15 protein-coding genes are annotated in these 16,527 nt (G+C 64.9%); 9 read left to right on the plus strand and 6 right to left on the minus strand.

Annotation, left to right across the window (positions count from 1 at the left end):
* Positions 1-99 precede the first annotated feature (99 nt).
* Together J3B00_RS23380 and dinG are read right to left on the minus strand one after the other, a co-directional pair.
* Positions 100-2,337 carry a beta-agarase gene (locus tag J3B00_RS23380; RefSeq protein WP_209872652.1) on the minus strand — a complete coding sequence of 746 codons (2,238 nt, stop codon included), beginning with the start codon at positions 2,335-2,337 and terminating at the stop codon, positions 100-102.
* 81 nt (positions 2,338-2,418) lie between these two features.
* On the minus strand, positions 2,419-4,563 hold the full coding sequence (gene dinG / locus J3B00_RS23385; RefSeq protein ID WP_209872655.1) for an ATP-dependent DNA helicase DinG: 2,145 nt from the start codon (positions 4,561-4,563) through the stop codon (positions 2,419-2,421).
* 98 nt (positions 4,564-4,661) lie between these two features.
* Between dinG and J3B00_RS23390 the strand changes: the two genes are divergently transcribed.
* On the plus strand, positions 4,662-5,126 hold the full coding sequence (locus J3B00_RS23390; protein WP_209872658.1) for a CopD family protein: 465 nt from the start codon (positions 4,662-4,664) through the stop codon (positions 5,124-5,126).
* Positions 5,127-5,239: 113 nt separating this feature from the next.
* Here J3B00_RS23390 and J3B00_RS23395 read toward each other — a convergent pair whose 3' ends face one another.
* The 4 genes from J3B00_RS23395 to J3B00_RS23410 form a co-directional block, all read right to left on the minus strand.
* On the minus strand, positions 5,240-5,998 hold the full coding sequence (locus J3B00_RS23395; protein WP_209872661.1) for a collagen-like protein: 759 nt from the start codon (positions 5,996-5,998) through the stop codon (positions 5,240-5,242).
* A complete protein-coding gene (locus J3B00_RS23400; protein WP_209872666.1) occupies positions 5,991-6,266 on the minus strand; it encodes a DUF1145 domain-containing protein in 276 nt (91 codons plus the stop codon). Before J3B00_RS23400 ends, J3B00_RS23395 begins: the two co-directional genes overlap by 8 nt.
* A gap of 102 nt (positions 6,267-6,368) precedes the next feature.
* Positions 6,369-7,088 (minus strand): OmpA family protein, encoded by a 720-nt coding sequence (locus J3B00_RS23405; RefSeq protein ID WP_209872668.1) that lies wholly within the window; start codon positions 7,086-7,088, stop codon positions 6,369-6,371.
* An 88-nt stretch (positions 7,089-7,176) separates the two neighbouring features.
* On the minus strand, positions 7,177-7,869 hold the full coding sequence (locus J3B00_RS23410) for an OmpA family protein (protein WP_209872672.1): 693 nt from the start codon (positions 7,867-7,869) through the stop codon (positions 7,177-7,179).
* 159 nt (positions 7,870-8,028) lie between these two features.
* On the opposite strand from J3B00_RS23410, the gene J3B00_RS23415 reads away from it, so the two are divergent.
* The 8 genes from J3B00_RS23415 to J3B00_RS23450 all read left to right on the plus strand — a co-directional run bounded on the left by J3B00_RS23415 (position 8,029) and on the right by J3B00_RS23450 (position 16,523).
* Positions 8,029-8,523 (plus strand): DUF6231 family protein, encoded by a 495-nt coding sequence (locus J3B00_RS23415; protein WP_209872676.1) that lies wholly within the window; start codon positions 8,029-8,031, stop codon positions 8,521-8,523.
* Positions 8,524-8,527: 4 nt separating this feature from the next.
* Positions 8,528-9,004, plus strand: a complete 477-nt coding sequence (locus tag J3B00_RS23420) for a YchJ family protein (protein ID WP_209872678.1) — start codon at positions 8,528-8,530, stop codon at positions 9,002-9,004.
* Between the two features lie 2 nt (positions 9,005-9,006).
* Complete coding sequence (locus J3B00_RS23425) at positions 9,007-9,480, plus strand: LEA type 2 family protein (RefSeq protein ID WP_209872681.1); 474 nt, start codon at positions 9,007-9,009, stop codon at positions 9,478-9,480.
* Between the two features lie 6 nt (positions 9,481-9,486).
* Complete coding sequence (locus J3B00_RS23430) at positions 9,487-9,690, plus strand: SEC-C metal-binding domain-containing protein (protein WP_099430255.1); 204 nt, start codon at positions 9,487-9,489, stop codon at positions 9,688-9,690.
* 331 nt (positions 9,691-10,021) lie between these two features.
* Entirely contained in the window at positions 10,022-12,460 is a 2,439-nt protein-coding gene (locus tag J3B00_RS23435) for a penicillin acylase family protein (RefSeq protein WP_209872684.1), read from the plus strand.
* A 156-nt stretch (positions 12,461-12,616) separates the two neighbouring features.
* Positions 12,617-13,633 carry a ligase-associated DNA damage response exonuclease gene (locus J3B00_RS23440; protein ID WP_209872687.1) on the plus strand — a complete coding sequence of 339 codons (1,017 nt, stop codon included), beginning with the start codon at positions 12,617-12,619 and terminating at the stop codon, positions 13,631-13,633.
* Entirely contained in the window at positions 13,630-15,288 is a 1,659-nt protein-coding gene (locus J3B00_RS23445) for an ATP-dependent DNA ligase (RefSeq protein ID WP_209872690.1), read from the plus strand. Before J3B00_RS23440 ends, J3B00_RS23445 begins: the two co-directional genes overlap by 4 nt.
* Before the next feature lie 119 nt (positions 15,289-15,407).
* Entirely contained in the window at positions 15,408-16,523 is a 1,116-nt protein-coding gene (locus J3B00_RS23450) for a succinylglutamate desuccinylase/aspartoacylase family protein (RefSeq protein ID WP_209875117.1), read from the plus strand.
* The last annotated feature ends 4 nt before the right edge of the window (positions 16,524-16,527 follow it).

A 16,527-nucleotide genomic window follows, 5' to 3' on the forward strand; every position in this document is an offset into this window, starting at 1 on the left:
CTGGATGGTCACCGCTAGACCCCGACGAACGGCGGCCACTGCCCAGTCCTGTACCGACACAAGGTCGCTGGCACAAGGGCTGCACAGTGCCGCTCAGGCTCAAGGAGCAGGCTTGCTGAGCGCCTTGCCCAGTTCATCCATGACCTGTTGATTGCTGCGGCGCACGGCGTCGACAAAGCCTGGGTAGGGCACGTCAGTGATAGCCACCAGCCCGAGATGACCATTCTCACCATCGAGCAAACGCCCGCTGGCTGGCTGGTCGAGGTACTGGAACCAATGCGCGCCGACGATCATTGGCTGCGCGAACGCGGCTTTGAGGAAGGTGCCATAGGCGGGCGCGCGATCTTCCTCGCGCGGCAACTCCAACGGCCCAGGCCAGAACGGACCGCGATCACGCGAGCCAAACTGGAACTCAGACACCAACAGTGGCTTGTCCAGCTCGGCCAGGCGCGCGAAGTCATAGCCGTCGTCAGGCTTGAGGGTATAGAAGTTGAAACTCAGCACATCGCAGAATTCGGCGCAGGCCTTGACTGCCTCCGGCGTGCTCAGGGCGAAGCGTCCGCCCAGCAGCAGGTGATTGGGGGCATGCCAGTTCAGTGAATCGGCAATGGTCTTGAAATAAGTGTCGGCGAACACTTGCTGGAAGTACTGGTAGTCGCGTTCGATTTCCGGATGCTCCGGATTGGGCAGCGGCGCCTCAAACCCTGGGTCTTCCATCAGCTCCCAGGCCTGCAGATCGATGCCCCAGGCCTTGGACAAGCCTTCCTGGTTGCGGTATTTGTCGCGCAGTTGCTTGAGGAAGGCGCGTTTGGCCGGTACATCGGTGGTCAGCCGCAAGGTGCCGAAGGCCAGGCCGTAACGCGCTTTGGGATCATCCCCTGGCGCGGCCCAGGCCAACTCGTTGTCGGCAAAATAGCCAATCAACCAAGGATCATCGCGGTGATCGCGGGCGGCAATGGCCACGGCGCGTTCGGTCGCCATGGCAAAGCGTGGGTCGAACGGATCGGGCATGCGCCCCCACCAGTCCATGCCGGTGCTGATGCTGGCGTAGTCGCCGACGATCGACAACGGCAAGGTGTATGGCACGCGCTTGGCCAGCGCCAGCGCCGGGTCGCTCCAGTTACCCAAGGTGTTGAAACCCCACGCCTGCAGGCGATCAAGGGTGTGCGCCTGCCAGCGCGCGGCATCGACTGCCACCGGTGGGCAGGTGACAGGCGGCTGGCCTTCTACCTGCGCAGGGCAGGCCTTGCCGTAGCCGCGCTGCAAGTTGGCGGCATAGAAGTCGAACCAGCGGCCTTTCTTGAAGTTGCGCCCTTGTGAGGAGGCATTGCCGTCATCATTGTTGCCCTCGCCATAATAGGCCGCCAGCGGCTCGCCCTCGGCGGGCAAGGCGCTGAACATGCCCTCTCGCCCCGCCACATAGGTACGCCCGCCATCGGCGGCCACCGCATTGATACCCAGCGAATAGAACGGATGCCCATCAGGCGTTACCAGATACCAGCGGCCCTCGCGCTTCTCGGTACGGAAAAAACCGCTGGCCTCGAACGCCGGGCCCGCCAGCAGGCCACCGTAGCTGTCCAGTTGCTGTTTGCCACGCTCCGCCAGCCAGCCCTTGAGCTGCGCCTGCTCACGGCTGTCGGCAGCCTTGAGCTGATCGTCGCTGACGATTTTTTCTGGCCATCGCGCGCGGGTCGACTGGCCGTAGGCGTCGATCAGGCCGGCATAGGCAGCCTTGAACGCAAGGTCGTCATCCTGCAAAGCGACCTTCTCGATCAGCAGGCTTTGCGCCACCTTGGGTTTGGGGATGCTCAGGGTGACCGATGTCACCTGTTTGAGGTCGACCGCGCCGACACTGCTGGTCAACAGCAGGCGCTGCCCTTCATACGTCCACGGCATCGGCGGCCCGGCACGCATGCCCTGGTTCAGCGGCGAGCTGGCCGTCAGTGGCACCATGACCGTCTGGGCGGGCCCGGCGGGCAGGTCGATGCGGCTGGTGAGGGTGCGTCCATCGCTGCTCTGCACCGTGACATCGACCGTCAGCGCCCAATCCATCGCGCTTTGCAGACGCAAGGTGAGTGCCTGGCCGGCAGACCAGTCCCAGACACCGCTTTGCGGACTCAAGCCCAGCGTCGGCCGCTCGACAGGGTTGAACACCACCCGCCGCAATACCTCGCCTTCGGCCGTTTGCTCCGCGTTGTACTGCGGCATACCCGCATCGGCGGTGATCACGTTGACCACCGAGGCCGGACGCACGAAGCTGAACAGCGTTTGCTGCCCGGCCAGCAGCGGCGCGCTGAACAACAGGGTGAGAACGGCGGGCAAGGTACGACGGATCATAGAGCTGTGGCTCTCCTTCAGAACCCGTGTGGGCCCTTGACTGAGTAATGGACAACGGGCCGAAGCAGCATGCTCCGGCCGTCAGGAAATCTCCCGCCGAAACGGCGGCAGCGCATTGAGAATAGCCTTGCCGTAGCGTTGGGTGACCAATCGACGGTCCAGCAAGGTAATGACACCGCGATCCTGCTCGGTGCGCAGCAGACGACCGCACGCCTGGATCAGTTTGAGCGAGGCATCGGGGACGGAAATTTCCATGAACGGGTTGCCGCCACGGGCCTCGATCCACTCGGCCAGCGCCGCCTCGACCGGGTCATCCGGTACCGAGAACGGGATCTTGGCAATCACCACGTGCTCGCAGTAGGCGCCCGGCAAGTCGACACCTTCGGCAAAGCTGGCCAGGCCGAACAGTACGCTGTGCTGGCCATCGTCAACCCGCGCCTTGTGCTTGTTGAGGGTTTCCTGCTTGGACAGATTGCCCTGGATCAGCACCAGCTTACGCCAGTCGCGGTCGAGGCCGTCGAAGACGTCCTGCATCTGCTTGCGTGAAGAGAACAGCACCAGCGCGCCGCGGGCCTCTTCGAGCATCGCTGGCAGTTCACGAATGATCGCCGCGGTATGCCCGGCCGCGTCACGCGGATCGGCGCCGAGGTCAGGCACCCGCAAAAGGCCGGCGTCGCCATGCACGAACGGGCTGGGCACCACGCAGGTGACCGCATCGCGCGGCAGACCCGAGCGCATGCGGAAACGGTCGAACTTGCCCAGCGCGGTCAAGGTGGCCGAGGTCACCAGGGCGCCGTGAGCGACACTCCACAAGCTGCGGCGAAGCATTTCGGCAGCAAGAATGGGGCTGGCGTTGACCTCGATGTCGAACAGCGCGCCGGTCTCGGCGAGGGTCAGCCAGCGCGCCATCGGCGGGCTGTCTTCCGGGTCTTCGGCGGTGAACGCTGTCCATAGTTCCCAGTTGGACTGGGCACGGGTGACCAGGCTGCCAAACAGCGGGTACCACTCCTCGGCCTGATGGCTGGGAATGCCGATGCTGGTTTCCGCGTCCATGCCTTCTTTGAGCAGGTCGGCCAGGCGGGTGAACAAGTCGTTGAGGCGCGAGAAGCCCTTTTTCAGTTCGATGCCGACTTCGCGGATCTGCTCCGGCACCACGCCGCCTTCGAAGCGGTAGCGCGGGCGGTCTCGGCCTTCTGGGTCTTCACCGGGGCGGAAGTCTGCCACCTGCTCGCACAGGGTAAACATGAACTGCTGCTGGGTACGGATTTCCCGCGCCAGCTCCGGCACTTGCTCGATGTACTTGCCAAGGTCGCCCGGCAGCGGGTGCTGAGCGAGCAACTTGGTCAGGTTCTTGGCGGTCTGCTCCAGCCAGTCGGCAGTAGAACGCAGGCGCGAATAATGAGCGAAGTGGCCGATGGCCTTGTCCGGCAGGTGATGGCCTTCGTCGAACACGTACATGGTGTCACGCGGGTCGGGCAGCACGGCGCCGCCGCCCAGGGCCAGGTCGGCCAGGACCATGTCATGGTTGGTGACGATCACGTCGACCTTGCCCATGCCCTCGCGGGCCTTGTAGAAGACGCACTGCTGATAGTTCGGGCAATGGCGGCCGGTGCACTGGCTGTGATCGGTAGTCAGGCGCGCCCAGTCCTGGTCTTCGAGCGCTTCGGACCAACTGTCGCGGTCGCCGTCCCAGCGGTTGCCGGCAAGCTTCTCGATCATGCTGTTGAACAGCTTCTGGCTGCGCTCATCGACCTCGATGTGAAAGCCCTCTTCCTCGAACAGCTGGGCGGTGGCCGACTGAGCGTGGCCTTCCTGCAGCAGCACATCGAGTTTGGACAGGCACAGGTAGCGTCCGCGGCCTTTGGCCAGGGCAAAGCTGAAGTTGAGGCCGCTGTTGCGCATCAGGTCGGGCAGGTCCTTGAAGACGATCTGCTCCTGCAACGCGACCGTAGCGGTAGCGATCACCAGGCGCTTGCCCGCAGCCTTGGCGGCAGGAATCGCGGCCAGGCTGTAGGCCACCGTCTTGCCGGTACCGGTACCCGCCTCCACCGCGACAACGGCAGGCTCGCCCGCGCGGCGGCCTTCGTCGTCGCAGGCGATGTCGCCGAGGACTTTCGCCACCTCGGCGATCATCAGGCGCTGGCCATAGCGTGGCTTGAGGCTCTTGGCTTCGAGAAAACGCGAGTAGGCGCCCTGGATGGTGGCTTTGAGTTCGTTGCTGATCATGGTCTGCAGATGCCCGAAGGGCTGGATATATTTTCAGTGTTTCGCATGGGGCGGCTATCATACCCCGCTATCGCCCTTTGTGCCGCATGGAGATCCGGATGCTCGCCTTTGCCCTACCCTACACACTGCATGTTCTGGCTGCCCTGGTCTGGGTCGGGGGGATGTTCTTTGCCTGGCTGGTGCTGCGCCCAGCAACGGTTGCAGCCTTGGACGGGCCTGCACGGCTGCGTTTATGGGTGGAAGTTTTCCGACGCTTCTTTGCCTGGATCTGGGCAGCAGTGGCGGTTTTGGCGATCAGTGGTATCGGCATGTTGCACGTGCGCTTCAGCGGGTTCGAGACGGCGCCTCGCTATGTTCAGCTGATGATCGGCGGTGGAATCGTGATGTTTGCGTTATTCATGCGCGTGCAGTCGTTGATGCTGCCGGAGTTGCGCGCAGCGGTGCAGGCCGAGGACTGGGCGGCCGGGGCTGGGGTATTGGCGCGGATTCGGCGGATGGTCGGGGTGAACCTGTTGCTGGGGTTGGCGGTGGTCGCCGTGGCCAGTTCGCGGATCTTGCTCTGAGGGGCAGGCCTTCCAAGGTCTTCTGAAATTGCGTCTGACTTGGGTATGCCGGGGCTGCTGCGCAGCCCTTTCCGACCGGTCCGGCGCCCCCAGAACTGCGTACGCCTGATGACTCACAGATGCTGCAAAATCAACTCTCCCGGCGCCCCCGCCAAACCAGGCTGACCAGGCTCGCCGGCCCTGCCCTTGGCGCCAGCATCGGTGCTATATACCAGGCAACCCTTGCTGGCACCGCCGGCCCCAGGCTTGCCGGCCGCGCCCGGTTTGCCCGCCACGCCACCTTCGAGGCGGACCACGATACGTTGCGGCTCAAACCCCTCAGGTACCGCCAGCCGAACTCGGCCACCCGCAGCACCATCATGGCCATTACCGCCATTGTCACCGTTGGCCCCGCGGCTGGCCTGGCCCCAGGTACAGCCTCCGGGCTTGCCATTGGCCCCATCGAGGCCGACATAGCCCGGCGCGCCGGCACCACCGCGGGCATCAATCGCCAGCCGATCAGCCTCAAGGGCATGCAACCGCACATCCAGCTCACGCCCAGGTCGGGCGGCCCTTTCATAGCTGCCAGGTGCACCTGTCGCGGTGATCTCGCTGCCCTCGGCAAAACGCGCCGTCGCCGCTTCGATGCGCAACGCGCTGTCACCCGGAGCAACGGCAATCCGCGCATCGCGGCCCAGTTCCAGGCGGTCGATGGTCAATGACGTCAAGGAGGCAGGCACCAGCAAGGTCGCCGAATCGGCCACCCGCAGCTGCTCCAGATGGACGCTATTGGCCTTGTTCGCCAAGCGCAATACCGAATGGGCGGCAACATCCAGGCTCTGCGCCTGAACCAGTGGGCTGGCGAAGGCCGCCAGCAACATCAATTTACGCACGGCGCGGCGTCTCCTGTGGCTTGGGAATGGACATGACATGGAAAATACCCGTCAACAGAATCTGCAAACGGTCAAACCAGCGGTGGCTGCGCTGACGCAGGCTGGCATTGAAGAACAGCACCTCAAGCACATGCAGGCCTAGCAGAAAGATACCCGCCGCGTTGATCAACAGGTTGAACGGCACGGGCTGCGGTATCAACAGATTGACCAGCACCACCCACCAGAACGCGACGGTGAGCAGCTTGCCCAGGCCCAGGATGAACTTCATGCGCTACCCCCTGATTTGTCGTCAAGGCAAAGCTGCCCGTGACAGCGGGCAACTTCAGCCACAGTAACCTCATGCCGGGTGCGCACACCAGCGGCGAAATGTTCAGTTCAGGTGCAACTCCACGCGGCGATTGAGCGCGCGGCCTTCGTCGGTATCGTTGTCCGCCACCGGCTCGCTCTCGCCACGCCCCAGGCTGGTGACCTTGTTTGGCGCCAGCCCCTGGCTGATGAGGTACTCGGCAACCCTACTGGCCCGCTGCTCAGACAGGCTCTGGTTGTAACTGTCGGCTCCCACGCCATCGGTATGGCCGACCACCTTGATCGTGGCCACTGCGGGATTGCTGAGCTTGGGCAGCAGTTCGCGCAGACGCTGCTGGGCGCCAGGCATGAGCTCGGCCGAATCGAAAGCGAACAGCACCTGGCCCTGATCATCGAGAGTAATCACCTCGGAAGTCACTGATGGTTCAACCCGTGGCGCCGATGGCGGGTATTGCGGCAGCGGGCAACCCATATGATTGACCTGGGTGCCGACCGGGGTATCCGGGCAACGGTCGCGGCGGTCGAACACGCCATCGCCATCCTCGTCGCCATCCTGGGCATAGCAGATCAATCCGCCAGCTATCGCGCCCACTGCACCGAGCCCGCTGGCCCAGGCAGAGCTCTCGATCGCGCCCAGGCCGCCACCCGCAAGCCCACCCAGCAGGCTGCAGATTGGCCACGTCCGTTGATTGAGGGGCGCACCGCCGTCACTGTGGGTGGCGCAGCCCGTGAGCAGGCCGGACACCAACAGCAACGGCAGCGCCGCCTTTGACATAACACCCATGATCAATGCTCCTGTGCCACCGGCCGCTACCGGTCCCCCAGGAGTAAAGACGCGCCCGCGCCACTTCTCAAGGCGCGGGCCGCGCCGGCTAGCGCTGGATCTTGATCTCGGTGCGACGGTTCATGGCCCGCCCATCGGCGGTGGCGTTATCCGCAACCGGCTGAGTTTCGCCAGCACCGACCACCGAGATGAAGCTACTGCGAGGCACCCCACTTTCGACCAGGTAATCGGTCACCGAATGCGCACGCCGCTCGGACAGTTTCTGGTTGTAGCTGTCGGAGCCGACACTGTCGGTATGGCCGGTGACGCTCAAGCGTGCGCTGGCTGCTTCCTGCTTGAGGCGGGTGGCGATGGTGTTCAGCCGCTCTTTATCGGCGCCGGTCAGGCGCGCCGAGTCGAACTCGAAGTGGACGTCACGGATAACGATGACTTCCTCTTTGACCACCACCACTTCCTCGACCACAGCGACCGGCTCCGGTGGGCAGCCATTGGCATCCACTTGCACCCCACGCGGGGTGCCTGGGCACTTGTCGCGGCTGTCCGGCACGCCGTCGCCGTCTTCGTCGCCATCACCGTTGGCCCAGCAGTAGCCGGCCGCCAGGCCACCACCGAGCAACGCGCCCCAACCCGCCCAGCTGGAGCTTTCGATGGCGCCAAGGGCAGCGCCGCCCACACCACCCACGGCCGCACAGGTCGGCCAGTCGGTCTTTTGCAGTCCTGCACAACCAGTCAACACGCCGGTGAGCAGAACCAGGGGTATCGCTGTGCGTACTATGCTCATAGTGTTGCGTCTCCTAGGGGGAATCGGCACCAGGCCGATCTCTGGGAGTAAAGACCGCACATTACCGCTCTGCCAGCGATAAGCCCTGCTGCGGCCTCGTAGCCCTATGCCCGCGCGCCGGGGCCGGCTAGTCTTGGTAACCCTGAACGAGGACTGGCAATGACCGACGGTTTTTCCCAACGTACACCGCAGCAGGCCCTCGCGGCCCTGCTCGAACGCTTCACGCCCCAGCGCCTGCTGCTGGTGGGCTCGCGCTTTCCGGCCCTGGACGCGTTTGCCCAGGCGCATCCGCAGGTCACCATAGAAGTAGCCGCGCCCGGCGCGCTGCCCGGCCCGGTGGCAGCCCAACGTTACGACCTGGCGGTGCTGGTCGACTGCCTGGAGCACCTGCCCAAGCGCAGCGGCCTGGAACTGCTCGGCGGTATTCGCAATCTCAATGCCAGCAGGGTTGCGGTGCTGGCCGACCTCAGCGCCTGCGGCTGGCACGACACCGACTTTTTCTCCCTGGCGATGTCGGCCAGCGAGAAATTTCGTCGCGACGATCAGGTCCTGAGCCTGTTCACCTATGATCTACATGACTACAAACAGGTCCCGGACTGGCTCAACGCCCGGTTCTGGGCCAACCCCGAAAACTTTGGCAAGTACTGGTGGTGATGTGATGAGTGTTTCGGTCTGCCCGTGTGGCAGCGGCAACCTGCTCGAGGCCTGTTGCGGGCATTATCACGCTGGCCAGCCCGCTCCGGACGCTCAATCACTGATGCGTTCGCGCTACAGCGCCTACGTGCTGGGTCTGATGGATTATCTGGTAGGCACCACCCTGCCGGCTCAGCAAGGCGGGCTCGATCGCGCCGCCATGGCGGCCTGGAGCGCGCAAAGCACCTGGCTCGGCCTGGATGTGGAGAGCGCCGAAGTGCTGGGCGGCCAGCCCGAACATGCCTTCGTCACCTTCATTGCACGCTGGCACGATGAACAAGGCGAACATGCCCACCGCGAGCGCTCGGCTTTCGTCCAGCGCGAAGGACGTTGGTATTTCATCGACCCGACTGTGGCCTTGAAGGTCACCCGCAATGATCCCTGCCCCTGTGCCAGCGGGCAGAAATTCAAGAAATGCTGTTCCAGCTACGTGGCTAGCTGACCATGAACGCCCTGGCCCGCCTGCTCCTCGCCAGCTTCGTGCTGCTATTGGCAGGTTGTGTCAGCTGGGGCGGCGAGGACTGGCGCGAACCCGAGGTACACCTGGTCAAGGTGGAGACGGTCAAGGCGCGCCTGCACCAGCAGGAGTTCATCCTCCACCTGCGGGTCGACAACCCCAATGACAGCCGCCTGTTCATTCGCAACCTGGCGTACTCGGTGCGGCTCAACGAGCTGCTGCTGGTCGATGACGAGGCCAGCCTCTGGCGCAGCGTCGGCGGGCATGACCGGCGCACCTTCAAGATCACCGCGCGGACCAACCTGTGGGCGCAGCTCAAGCCACTGGCCAAGCTGTTCAAGAGCAAGCAGCCGCTGCGCTACCGGCTGAGTGCCGAACTGAACACCGGGCTGTTCATCTTTCGGAGCCTGCACTTGTCGCGCAGTGGTGAGATAATGCCCGGCGATTTCATACCGGAGTAACCCGCAATGACCCAACAACCCCATGTCCATGGTCCAGACTGCAACCACGATCATGATCACCAGCACGACCACGATCACGGCCATGTGCACGGCCCGCACTGCAACCACGGCCACCAGGAGCCGGTGCGCAACGCCCTGAAGGACGTTGGCCGCAACGACCCTTGCCCGTGCGGCAGCGAGAAGAAGTTCAAGAAGTGCCACGGCGCCTGATTCCGTCACCAGTACTGTGGTGCAAGCACCGCGGCTCTCATGGAGCTCACCCTGACTCATTGATGTAGCGTAACCCTGGAGGAGCGGGCTGGTCCCGCGAAGAGGCCGGTCCAGCCACCGCGGTGCATAGCACCGGCTGTGCCGGTTTCGCGGGGCAAGCCCGCTCCTACAGGGAATGGGTCTAGCCAGGAAGGATCGCGCTGGGTTCCAGCAACCGCCGACCACTCGGCAGGCCCGCTGAAATAAAGACTCGCCGCACCTTGCACGGCGCTCCTGCGCTCACTACCTTAGCGCCTTTCCAACCCCCGCCACGCTTTGCAGGAGCCTCGTCATGGCCGCCGCCGCCTTTCCTCCCTTCCGTCCCCGCTTCGGCGCCCTGGCGCTATTGGGCCTGCTTGGCCTGGGCGGCTGCCAGATGGGCGGCTATCAGGACAGCGTGCCAGCAACGACGGGCGTGCAACCGCTCAAGGGCCTGGCGCAGAATGTGTCGGTACGTCGCAATGCCATGGGCGCACCGCTGATCGAGAGCAGCAGCTTCCACGACGCGCTGTTCAGCCTCGGCTACGTTCACGCCAGCGATCGCATCGAGCAGATGGTCGCCATGCGCCTGCTGGCACAAGGTCGCCTGGCCGAACTGGCTGGCCCTGAGGCGCTGGACATCGACCGTCTGATGCGCGCAGCCAACCTCAAGCAGAACGCCGGCCAGCTCTACGCCGACGCTTCACCACGGCTCAAGCGCTTCTTCGAGGTGTATGCGCGTGGGGTCAACGCCTACCTGTTCCGCTTCCGCGACAAACTCCCGGGTGAGCTCGCCCGCAGCGGATATCGTCCGGAGTACTGGAAGCCGGAAGACTCGGCGCTGGTGTTCAGCCTGTATGCCTTCAGCCAGTCGGTGAACCTGCAGGAAGAGCTCAGCGCCCTGACCCTGGCGGAAAAAGTCGGCAGCGACAAGCTCGCCTGGCTGCTGCCCGCTGCGCCCGACGAGCCATTGGCCGAGGCCGAGGTGGATAAGCTCAAGGGGCTCAACCTCAGCACTCAACTGCCCGACCTGCCTGCACTGGCCAGCGCCAGCCAGAAGCTGGCCGACCTCGGCCTGCTCGGCAGTCCCGGCTCGGCCAACGTCGCCCTCGGGCCACAACGCAGCCGCAGCGGCAAGAGCCTGCTGGCCAGCGACAGCCGCGCGGCCTGGGCACTCAGCCCGGTGCAGATCCACACGGGTAAGTACCAGGTCGCGGGCCTGTCGCTGCCTGGCCTGCCGATCCTGGTCGCCGGCTACAACGGCAAACTGGCCTGGAGCAGCAGCGCGGTCATGGCCGACAACCAGGACCTGTACCTGGAGCAGATACGCCGCCAGGGCAGCCAATTGACCTATTTGGCCGATGGCAAGTGGCAGCAGGCACGCGCCCGCAGCGAGACCTTCTTCGCCCGTGGCCAGCGGCCGCTGCGCGAGGTCATGTACGACACCCGCCACGGCACCCTGCTGGGTCAGCCGGGCAACAACGGCCTGGGCTTGGCCCTGAGCCTGCCGCGGCTCAAGGATGACCGCAGCCTTGACGCGTTGTTCGACCTGACCCGCGCGAGCAATGTCGAGCGCGCCTTCGACAGCACCCGTGAAGTGGGCGCTGCTGCGTTCAACTTTGTCTTCGCCGACCCCGAGCACATCGGCTGGCAGGTCAGCGGCCGCTACCCCAATCGTCGCGACGGCCAGGGCCTGCTGCCCTCGCCAGGCTGGGACGGCCGTTATGACTGGGACGGCTACGCCGATCCGATGCTCCACCCCTACGACCAGGACCCGCAAGCCGGCTGGCTCGGCCACGCCAACCAGCGCAGCCTGGCCAAGGGTTACGGCATGCAGTTGTCCAACACCTGGTATTACCCCGAGCGGGCCGAGCGCCTGGCTCAACTGGCCGGCAACGGCCGCCACGACAGCCGCAGCCTGATCGCCATGCAGAACGACCAGGTGACCCTGCTGGCCGACAAGCTGAAGCAGATGTTCGACGCCCCGGGCATGGCCCAGCCGCTCAAGCAGGCCATCGACGCCCTGCCAGCCGCCCAACGCGCCAAGGCGCGTGACACCCTGACCCGACTCAAGGCCTTCGACGGTCGCCTGAGCCCGCTGTCGGCGGATGCCGCGCTGTATCAACTGTTCCTCCAGGAAGTCGCCCGGCAAACCTTCCTCGACGACCTCGGCCCCGAGTCAAGCCCGGCCTGGCAGGCATTCGTCGGCAACGCCCAGTTGTCGTACTCGGCCCAGGCCGACCATCTGCTCGGTCGCGAGGACAGCCCGTTCTGGGACGACCGCTCGACCGCACAGAAAGAAGACAAACCGGCCATCCTCGCCCGCAGCCTGGCGGCTGCCGTCGACACCGGGACCGCGCAGCTGGGTGCAGATCGAAGCGCCTGGCAGTGGGGCAAGCTGCACCAGTACCGTTGGCCGGCAGCGAGCTACCACGGCCTGGGCGATGCAATCAGCCGCGCGCCGCTGGCTGCCGGTGGCGACTTCACTACCCTGGCCATGACCCCTTACGCTTGGGGCAGCGGCTTCGATACGCAATTGCCGGCGTCGGCGCGGATGATCGTCGACTTCGGCCAGGCCGAACCGCTGCAGGTGCTGACCAGCAGCGGCCAATCCGGCAACGCCGCCAGCCGCCATTATGGCGATGGCCTGGATGCCTGGTTCAAAGGGCGATTCATGAGCCTGCCGATCCAGCCGCAGAACTTCGCCCGGGCCTATGGCACTCAGCGGCTGACGCTGGTGCCGGGCAAGTAAATCCTCAGCCTCATTGCAAAAGCCGCCATGACTGGCGGCTTTTTCATGCTCAGGCGGTTTTAGCCTAGTCCGCTTCCCTACCGCACAAATCCCATCCGAACTTCCCCCCGCACTCCACGCTCCTACCTTGTAACCCCCAAGCCAGTGCCCGTGCCCATGGACCTTGTGATCGCTCGCCCCGAAGGCCTGTACTGCCCGCCCGGTGATTTCTACATCGATCCGTGGCGACCGGTGGAGCGCGCGGTGATCACCCATGGTCACGCTGACCACGCCCGCCCCGGCAATACCCGTTACCTCACCGCCGAACCGGGTGCCGGCGTGTTGCGCAGCCGCCTCGGCCAGGATATCGACCTGCAGACCCTGGCTTACGGCGAGCGCCTTGAGCACCATGGGGTCACCTTGAGCTTTCATCCCGCGGGGCATGTGCTGGGTTCGGCACAAGTGCGCCTGGAGTATCAGGGCGAGGTCTGGGTAGCGTCGGGTGACTACAAGGTCGAACCCGACGGCACCTGCGCAGCATTCGAGCCGGTGCGCTGCCACACCTTCATTACCGAATCGACCTTCGGCCTGCCGATCTACCGCTGGCCGCCGCAGGCGGTGATCTTCAGCGAGATCAACGCCTGGTGGCGAGCCAACCGCGAGCTGGGCAAGGCCAGCGTGCTGTTCTGCTATGCGTTCGGCAAGGCCCAGCGGATCCTGCACGGGCTGGACCCGAGCATCGGGCCAATCCTTGTACATGGTGCGGTCGAGCCGCTCAACCGGGTCTACCGCGAGGCAGGGGTGGCGCTGCCCGAGACTCACTATGCGGGGGACTTCGCCCGTAACGACCCGCTGCTGCGCCAAGCCTTGGTGCTGGCACCACCGTCCGCAGGCGGCAGCAGTTGGATGAAGCGCTTTGGTGACTACAGCGATGCCTTCGCCAGCGGCTGGATGCGCCTGCGCGGCACGCGGCGGCGGCGCGGCGTCGACCGCGGCTTCGTCCTCTCGGATCACGCCGACTGGCCAGGCTTGCTCTGGGCGATCGAGCAGACCGGGGCCGAGCGGATAATGGTCACCCATGGCTCGGTCAATGTGCTGGTGCGTTATCTCGCCGAACGCGGTCTCGATGCCCGCGGATTCGTCACCGAATACGGCGACGAGGACGATAGCGGCGAGCCGCAGGCGCAGGCATGAAGGCCTTTGCCGAGCTGTACCTGCGCCTGGATGGCACCACCTCCAGCAATGCCAAGCTGCAGGCCCTGCGCGAGTACTTCAGCCAGGCCCCGGCTCGCGATGCAGCCTGGGCGGTGTATTTTCTCGCCGGTGGTCGGCCTCGACAGTTGGTGCCAACGCGTCTGCTGCGTGAACTGGCCATTGAACTGTCGCAACTGCCTGACTGGCTCTTCGAAGAAAGCTACCAGTCAGTGGGCGACCTGGCCGAGACCATCTCGCTGCTGCTCCCCGACAATCCTCAAGGCAGCGATGAAGGCCTCGCCGAGTGGGTCGAGCAGCACTTGCTGCCGCTGCGCGGCCAGCCCCAGGAGAATGTGCGTGAGCGCCTGCCGCAGCTCTGGGCGCAGTTGGATCGGCCGAGCCTGATGCTCTGCCTGAAACTGATCACCGGCAGTTTTCGTGTCGGCGTGTCCAAGCTGCTGGTGACCCGCGCTCTGGCGCAACTGGCTGACCTCGACGCCAAGCGCGTCGCCCAGCGCATGGTCGGCTATACCGACCTGAGCCATAGACCCAACGCCGACAGCTACCTCAAGCTGATCGCCGGCGAATCCGCCGATGAGCACAGCCAGCGTGGCGGCCAGCCTTATCCGTTTTTCCTGGCCCACGCCCTGCAGGCCCCCACCGAGCAATTCGAGGCTTTGCTGGGTCCGGTCAGCGACTGGCAGGTCGAGTGGAAATGGGATGGCATCCGCGCGCAGTTGGTCAAGCGTGACGGCCAGCTGTGGATCTGGTCGCGCGGCGAAGAGCTGGTCACCGATCGTTTCCCCGAGTTGCACAGCCTGGCGGCGACCTTGCCCGACGGCACCGTGCTCGACGGCGAAATCCTCGTGTGGAAGCCCGGCGCTACCGAGCAGGCCGTAGCCGTGCAGCCGTTTGCCCTGCTCCAGCAACGGCTGGGCCGCAAGACATTGGGCAAGAAACTGCTGGCCGACGCTCCGGTCGTCCTCAAGGCCTACGACCTGCTCGAATGGCAGGATCAGGACTGGCGCAATCGCCCTCAGCACGAGCGACGCGCGCAACTGGAGCGCATCGCCCAGGAGCATCCGTTGGCACCGCTGCTGCTCTCCCCGCTGCTGCAAGGCGACACCTGGGCCGACCTTGCCCGCCAGCGCGAGCAGTCACGCAGCCTTGGCGTCGAAGGCTTGATGCTCAAGCAGCGCGAGGCGCTGTACGGGGTCGGACGGACCAAGGACATGGGCCTGTGGTGGAAGTGGAAGATCGACCCGTTCAGCGTCGATGCCGTACTGATCTATGCCCAGCGTGGCCATGGCCGGCGCGCCAGCTTGTACAGCGACTACACCTTTGCCGTCTGGGATGCGCCGCCCGGTACCCCCGAGCGCAGCCTGGTGCCGTTCGCCAAGGCCTATTCCGGGCTCAGTGATGAAGAGATGCGCAAGGTCGATGCGATCATCCGCAAGACCACCGTGGAAACCTTCGGCCCGGTGCGCAGCGTGACTCCGACCCTGGTGTTCGAGCTGGGCTTCGAAGGCATCGCGCTGTCCAAGCGCCACAAAAGCGGTATCGCCGTGCGCTTCCCGCGCATGCTGCGCTGGCGGCTGGACAAGCCGGTGGCTGAGGCTGATAACCTGGCAACCCTGCAGGCCTTGCTGGCCTGATAGATAGCGAAGAGGCAGCAACTGACCCGGCAAAAATCAACCTCGCCCATGCGCAAAGCCGAAGTTTATGCTTCTATTTCCAGTCGCAGACCGTCAAACCCATGCCCATCAGGACCACCATGCACCACTCGACCCACGACCTCCTCTCCCCCGCCCCAGGCATCACCCGACAGCTGCACAGCTTTCAGTTCGGCCCGCGCGGTGGCGGCAAGGTGTATATCCAGGCCTCGCTGCATGCCGACGAGTTGCCAGGCATGCTGGTGGCCTGGCACCTCAAGCAACGTTTGTTGGAACTGGAACAACAAGGCCGCTTGCGCCAGGAGGTCCTGCTGGTACCGGTCGCCAATCCGGTCGGGCTGGAGCAGGTCTTGCTGGACGCCCCACTGGGCCGGTTCGAGTTGCAGAGCGGAGAAAACTTCAATCGCAACTTCGTTGATCTGTCAGACACCATTGGCGATCAGCTGGAGGGCCAACTTAACCAGGACCCGGCACACAACCTGGCGCTGATCCGCGAACATCTGCGCCGCGGCCTGGCCGCGCACCCCGTGCGCACCCCCCTGCAATCGCAACGCCTGTGCTTGCAGCGGCTGGCCTGCGATGCCGACATGGTGCTCGACCTGCACTGCGACTTCGAAGCGGTCGAGCACCTGTACACCACGCCCGAAGCCTGGCCGCAGGTCGAGCCGCTCGCCCGCTACCTGGGTGCCCAGGCAAGCCTGCTCGCTACTGATTCCGGCGGGCAGTCGTTCGATGAATGCTTCAGCCTGGTCTGGTGGCAACTGCAGCAGCGCTTCGGCAAACGCTACCCGATCCCGCAGGGCAGCTTCTCGGTCACCCTCGAACTGCGCGGCCAGGCCGATGTGAGCCACGACCTGGCGACCCAGGACAGCCAGGCGATCATTGATTTTCTGACCCACGCCGGAGTAATCGAAGGCCAGCCCAAGCCGCTGCCGCCTTTGCTGCACCCGGCCACGCCGCTGGCGGCGGTAGAGCCGGTAACCACTCCCTTGGGTGGCCTGCTGGTATTCCACGCCCAACCCGGGCAGTACCTGCAGGCGGGGCAGTTGATCGCCGAGGTCATCGACCCGCTCAGCGACCGCATCACCGCCCTGCGCAACAATCAGGCCGGCCTGCTCTACGCGCGCAGCGTGCGGCGCATGGCCACCACCGGTATGGTCATCGCTCATGTCGCCGGCGAGCAGGTCTGTCGCAGTGGCTACCTGCTGGGCAACTGATCGG

Origin of the sequence: Pseudomonas sp. BP8, from assembly GCF_017875955.1 — a bacterium.
Classification (GTDB): Bacteria; Pseudomonadota; Gammaproteobacteria; order Pseudomonadales; family Pseudomonadaceae; genus Aquipseudomonas.

Bases quoted from the DNA above. Each gene is read 5' to 3' on its own strand.
- J3B00_RS23380 (WP_209872652.1), bottom strand. From the start codon at position 2,337: ATGATCCGTCGTACCTTGCCCGCCGTTCTCACCCTGTTGTTCAGCGCG.
- dinG (WP_209872655.1), bottom strand. From the start codon at position 4,563: ATGATCAGCAACGAACTCAAAGCCACCATCCAGGGCGCCTACTCGCGT.
- J3B00_RS23390 (WP_209872658.1), top strand. From the start codon at position 4,662: ATGCTCGCCTTTGCCCTACCCTACACACTGCATGTTCTGGCTGCCCTG.
- J3B00_RS23400 (WP_209872666.1), bottom strand. From the start codon at position 6,266: ATGAAGTTCATCCTGGGCCTGGGCAAGCTGCTCACCGTCGCGTTCTGG.
- J3B00_RS23405 (WP_209872668.1), bottom strand. From the start codon at position 7,088: ATGGGTGTTATGTCAAAGGCGGCGCTGCCGTTGCTGTTGGTGTCCGGC.
- J3B00_RS23410 (WP_209872672.1), bottom strand. From the start codon at position 7,869: ATGAGCATAGTACGCACAGCGATACCCCTGGTTCTGCTCACCGGCGTG.
- J3B00_RS23415 (WP_209872676.1), top strand. From the start codon at position 8,029: ATGACCGACGGTTTTTCCCAACGTACACCGCAGCAGGCCCTCGCGGCC.
- J3B00_RS23420 (WP_209872678.1), top strand. From the start codon at position 8,528: ATGAGTGTTTCGGTCTGCCCGTGTGGCAGCGGCAACCTGCTCGAGGCC.
- J3B00_RS23425 (WP_209872681.1), top strand. From the start codon at position 9,007: ATGAACGCCCTGGCCCGCCTGCTCCTCGCCAGCTTCGTGCTGCTATTG.
- J3B00_RS23430 (WP_099430255.1), top strand. From the start codon at position 9,487: ATGACCCAACAACCCCATGTCCATGGTCCAGACTGCAACCACGATCAT.
- J3B00_RS23435 (WP_209872684.1), top strand. From the start codon at position 10,022: ATGGCCGCCGCCGCCTTTCCTCCCTTCCGTCCCCGCTTCGGCGCCCTG.
- J3B00_RS23440 (WP_209872687.1), top strand. From the start codon at position 12,617: ATGGACCTTGTGATCGCTCGCCCCGAAGGCCTGTACTGCCCGCCCGGT.
- J3B00_RS23445 (WP_209872690.1), top strand. From the start codon at position 13,630: ATGAAGGCCTTTGCCGAGCTGTACCTGCGCCTGGATGGCACCACCTCC.
- J3B00_RS23450 (WP_209875117.1), top strand. From the start codon at position 15,408: ATGCACCACTCGACCCACGACCTCCTCTCCCCCGCCCCAGGCATCACC.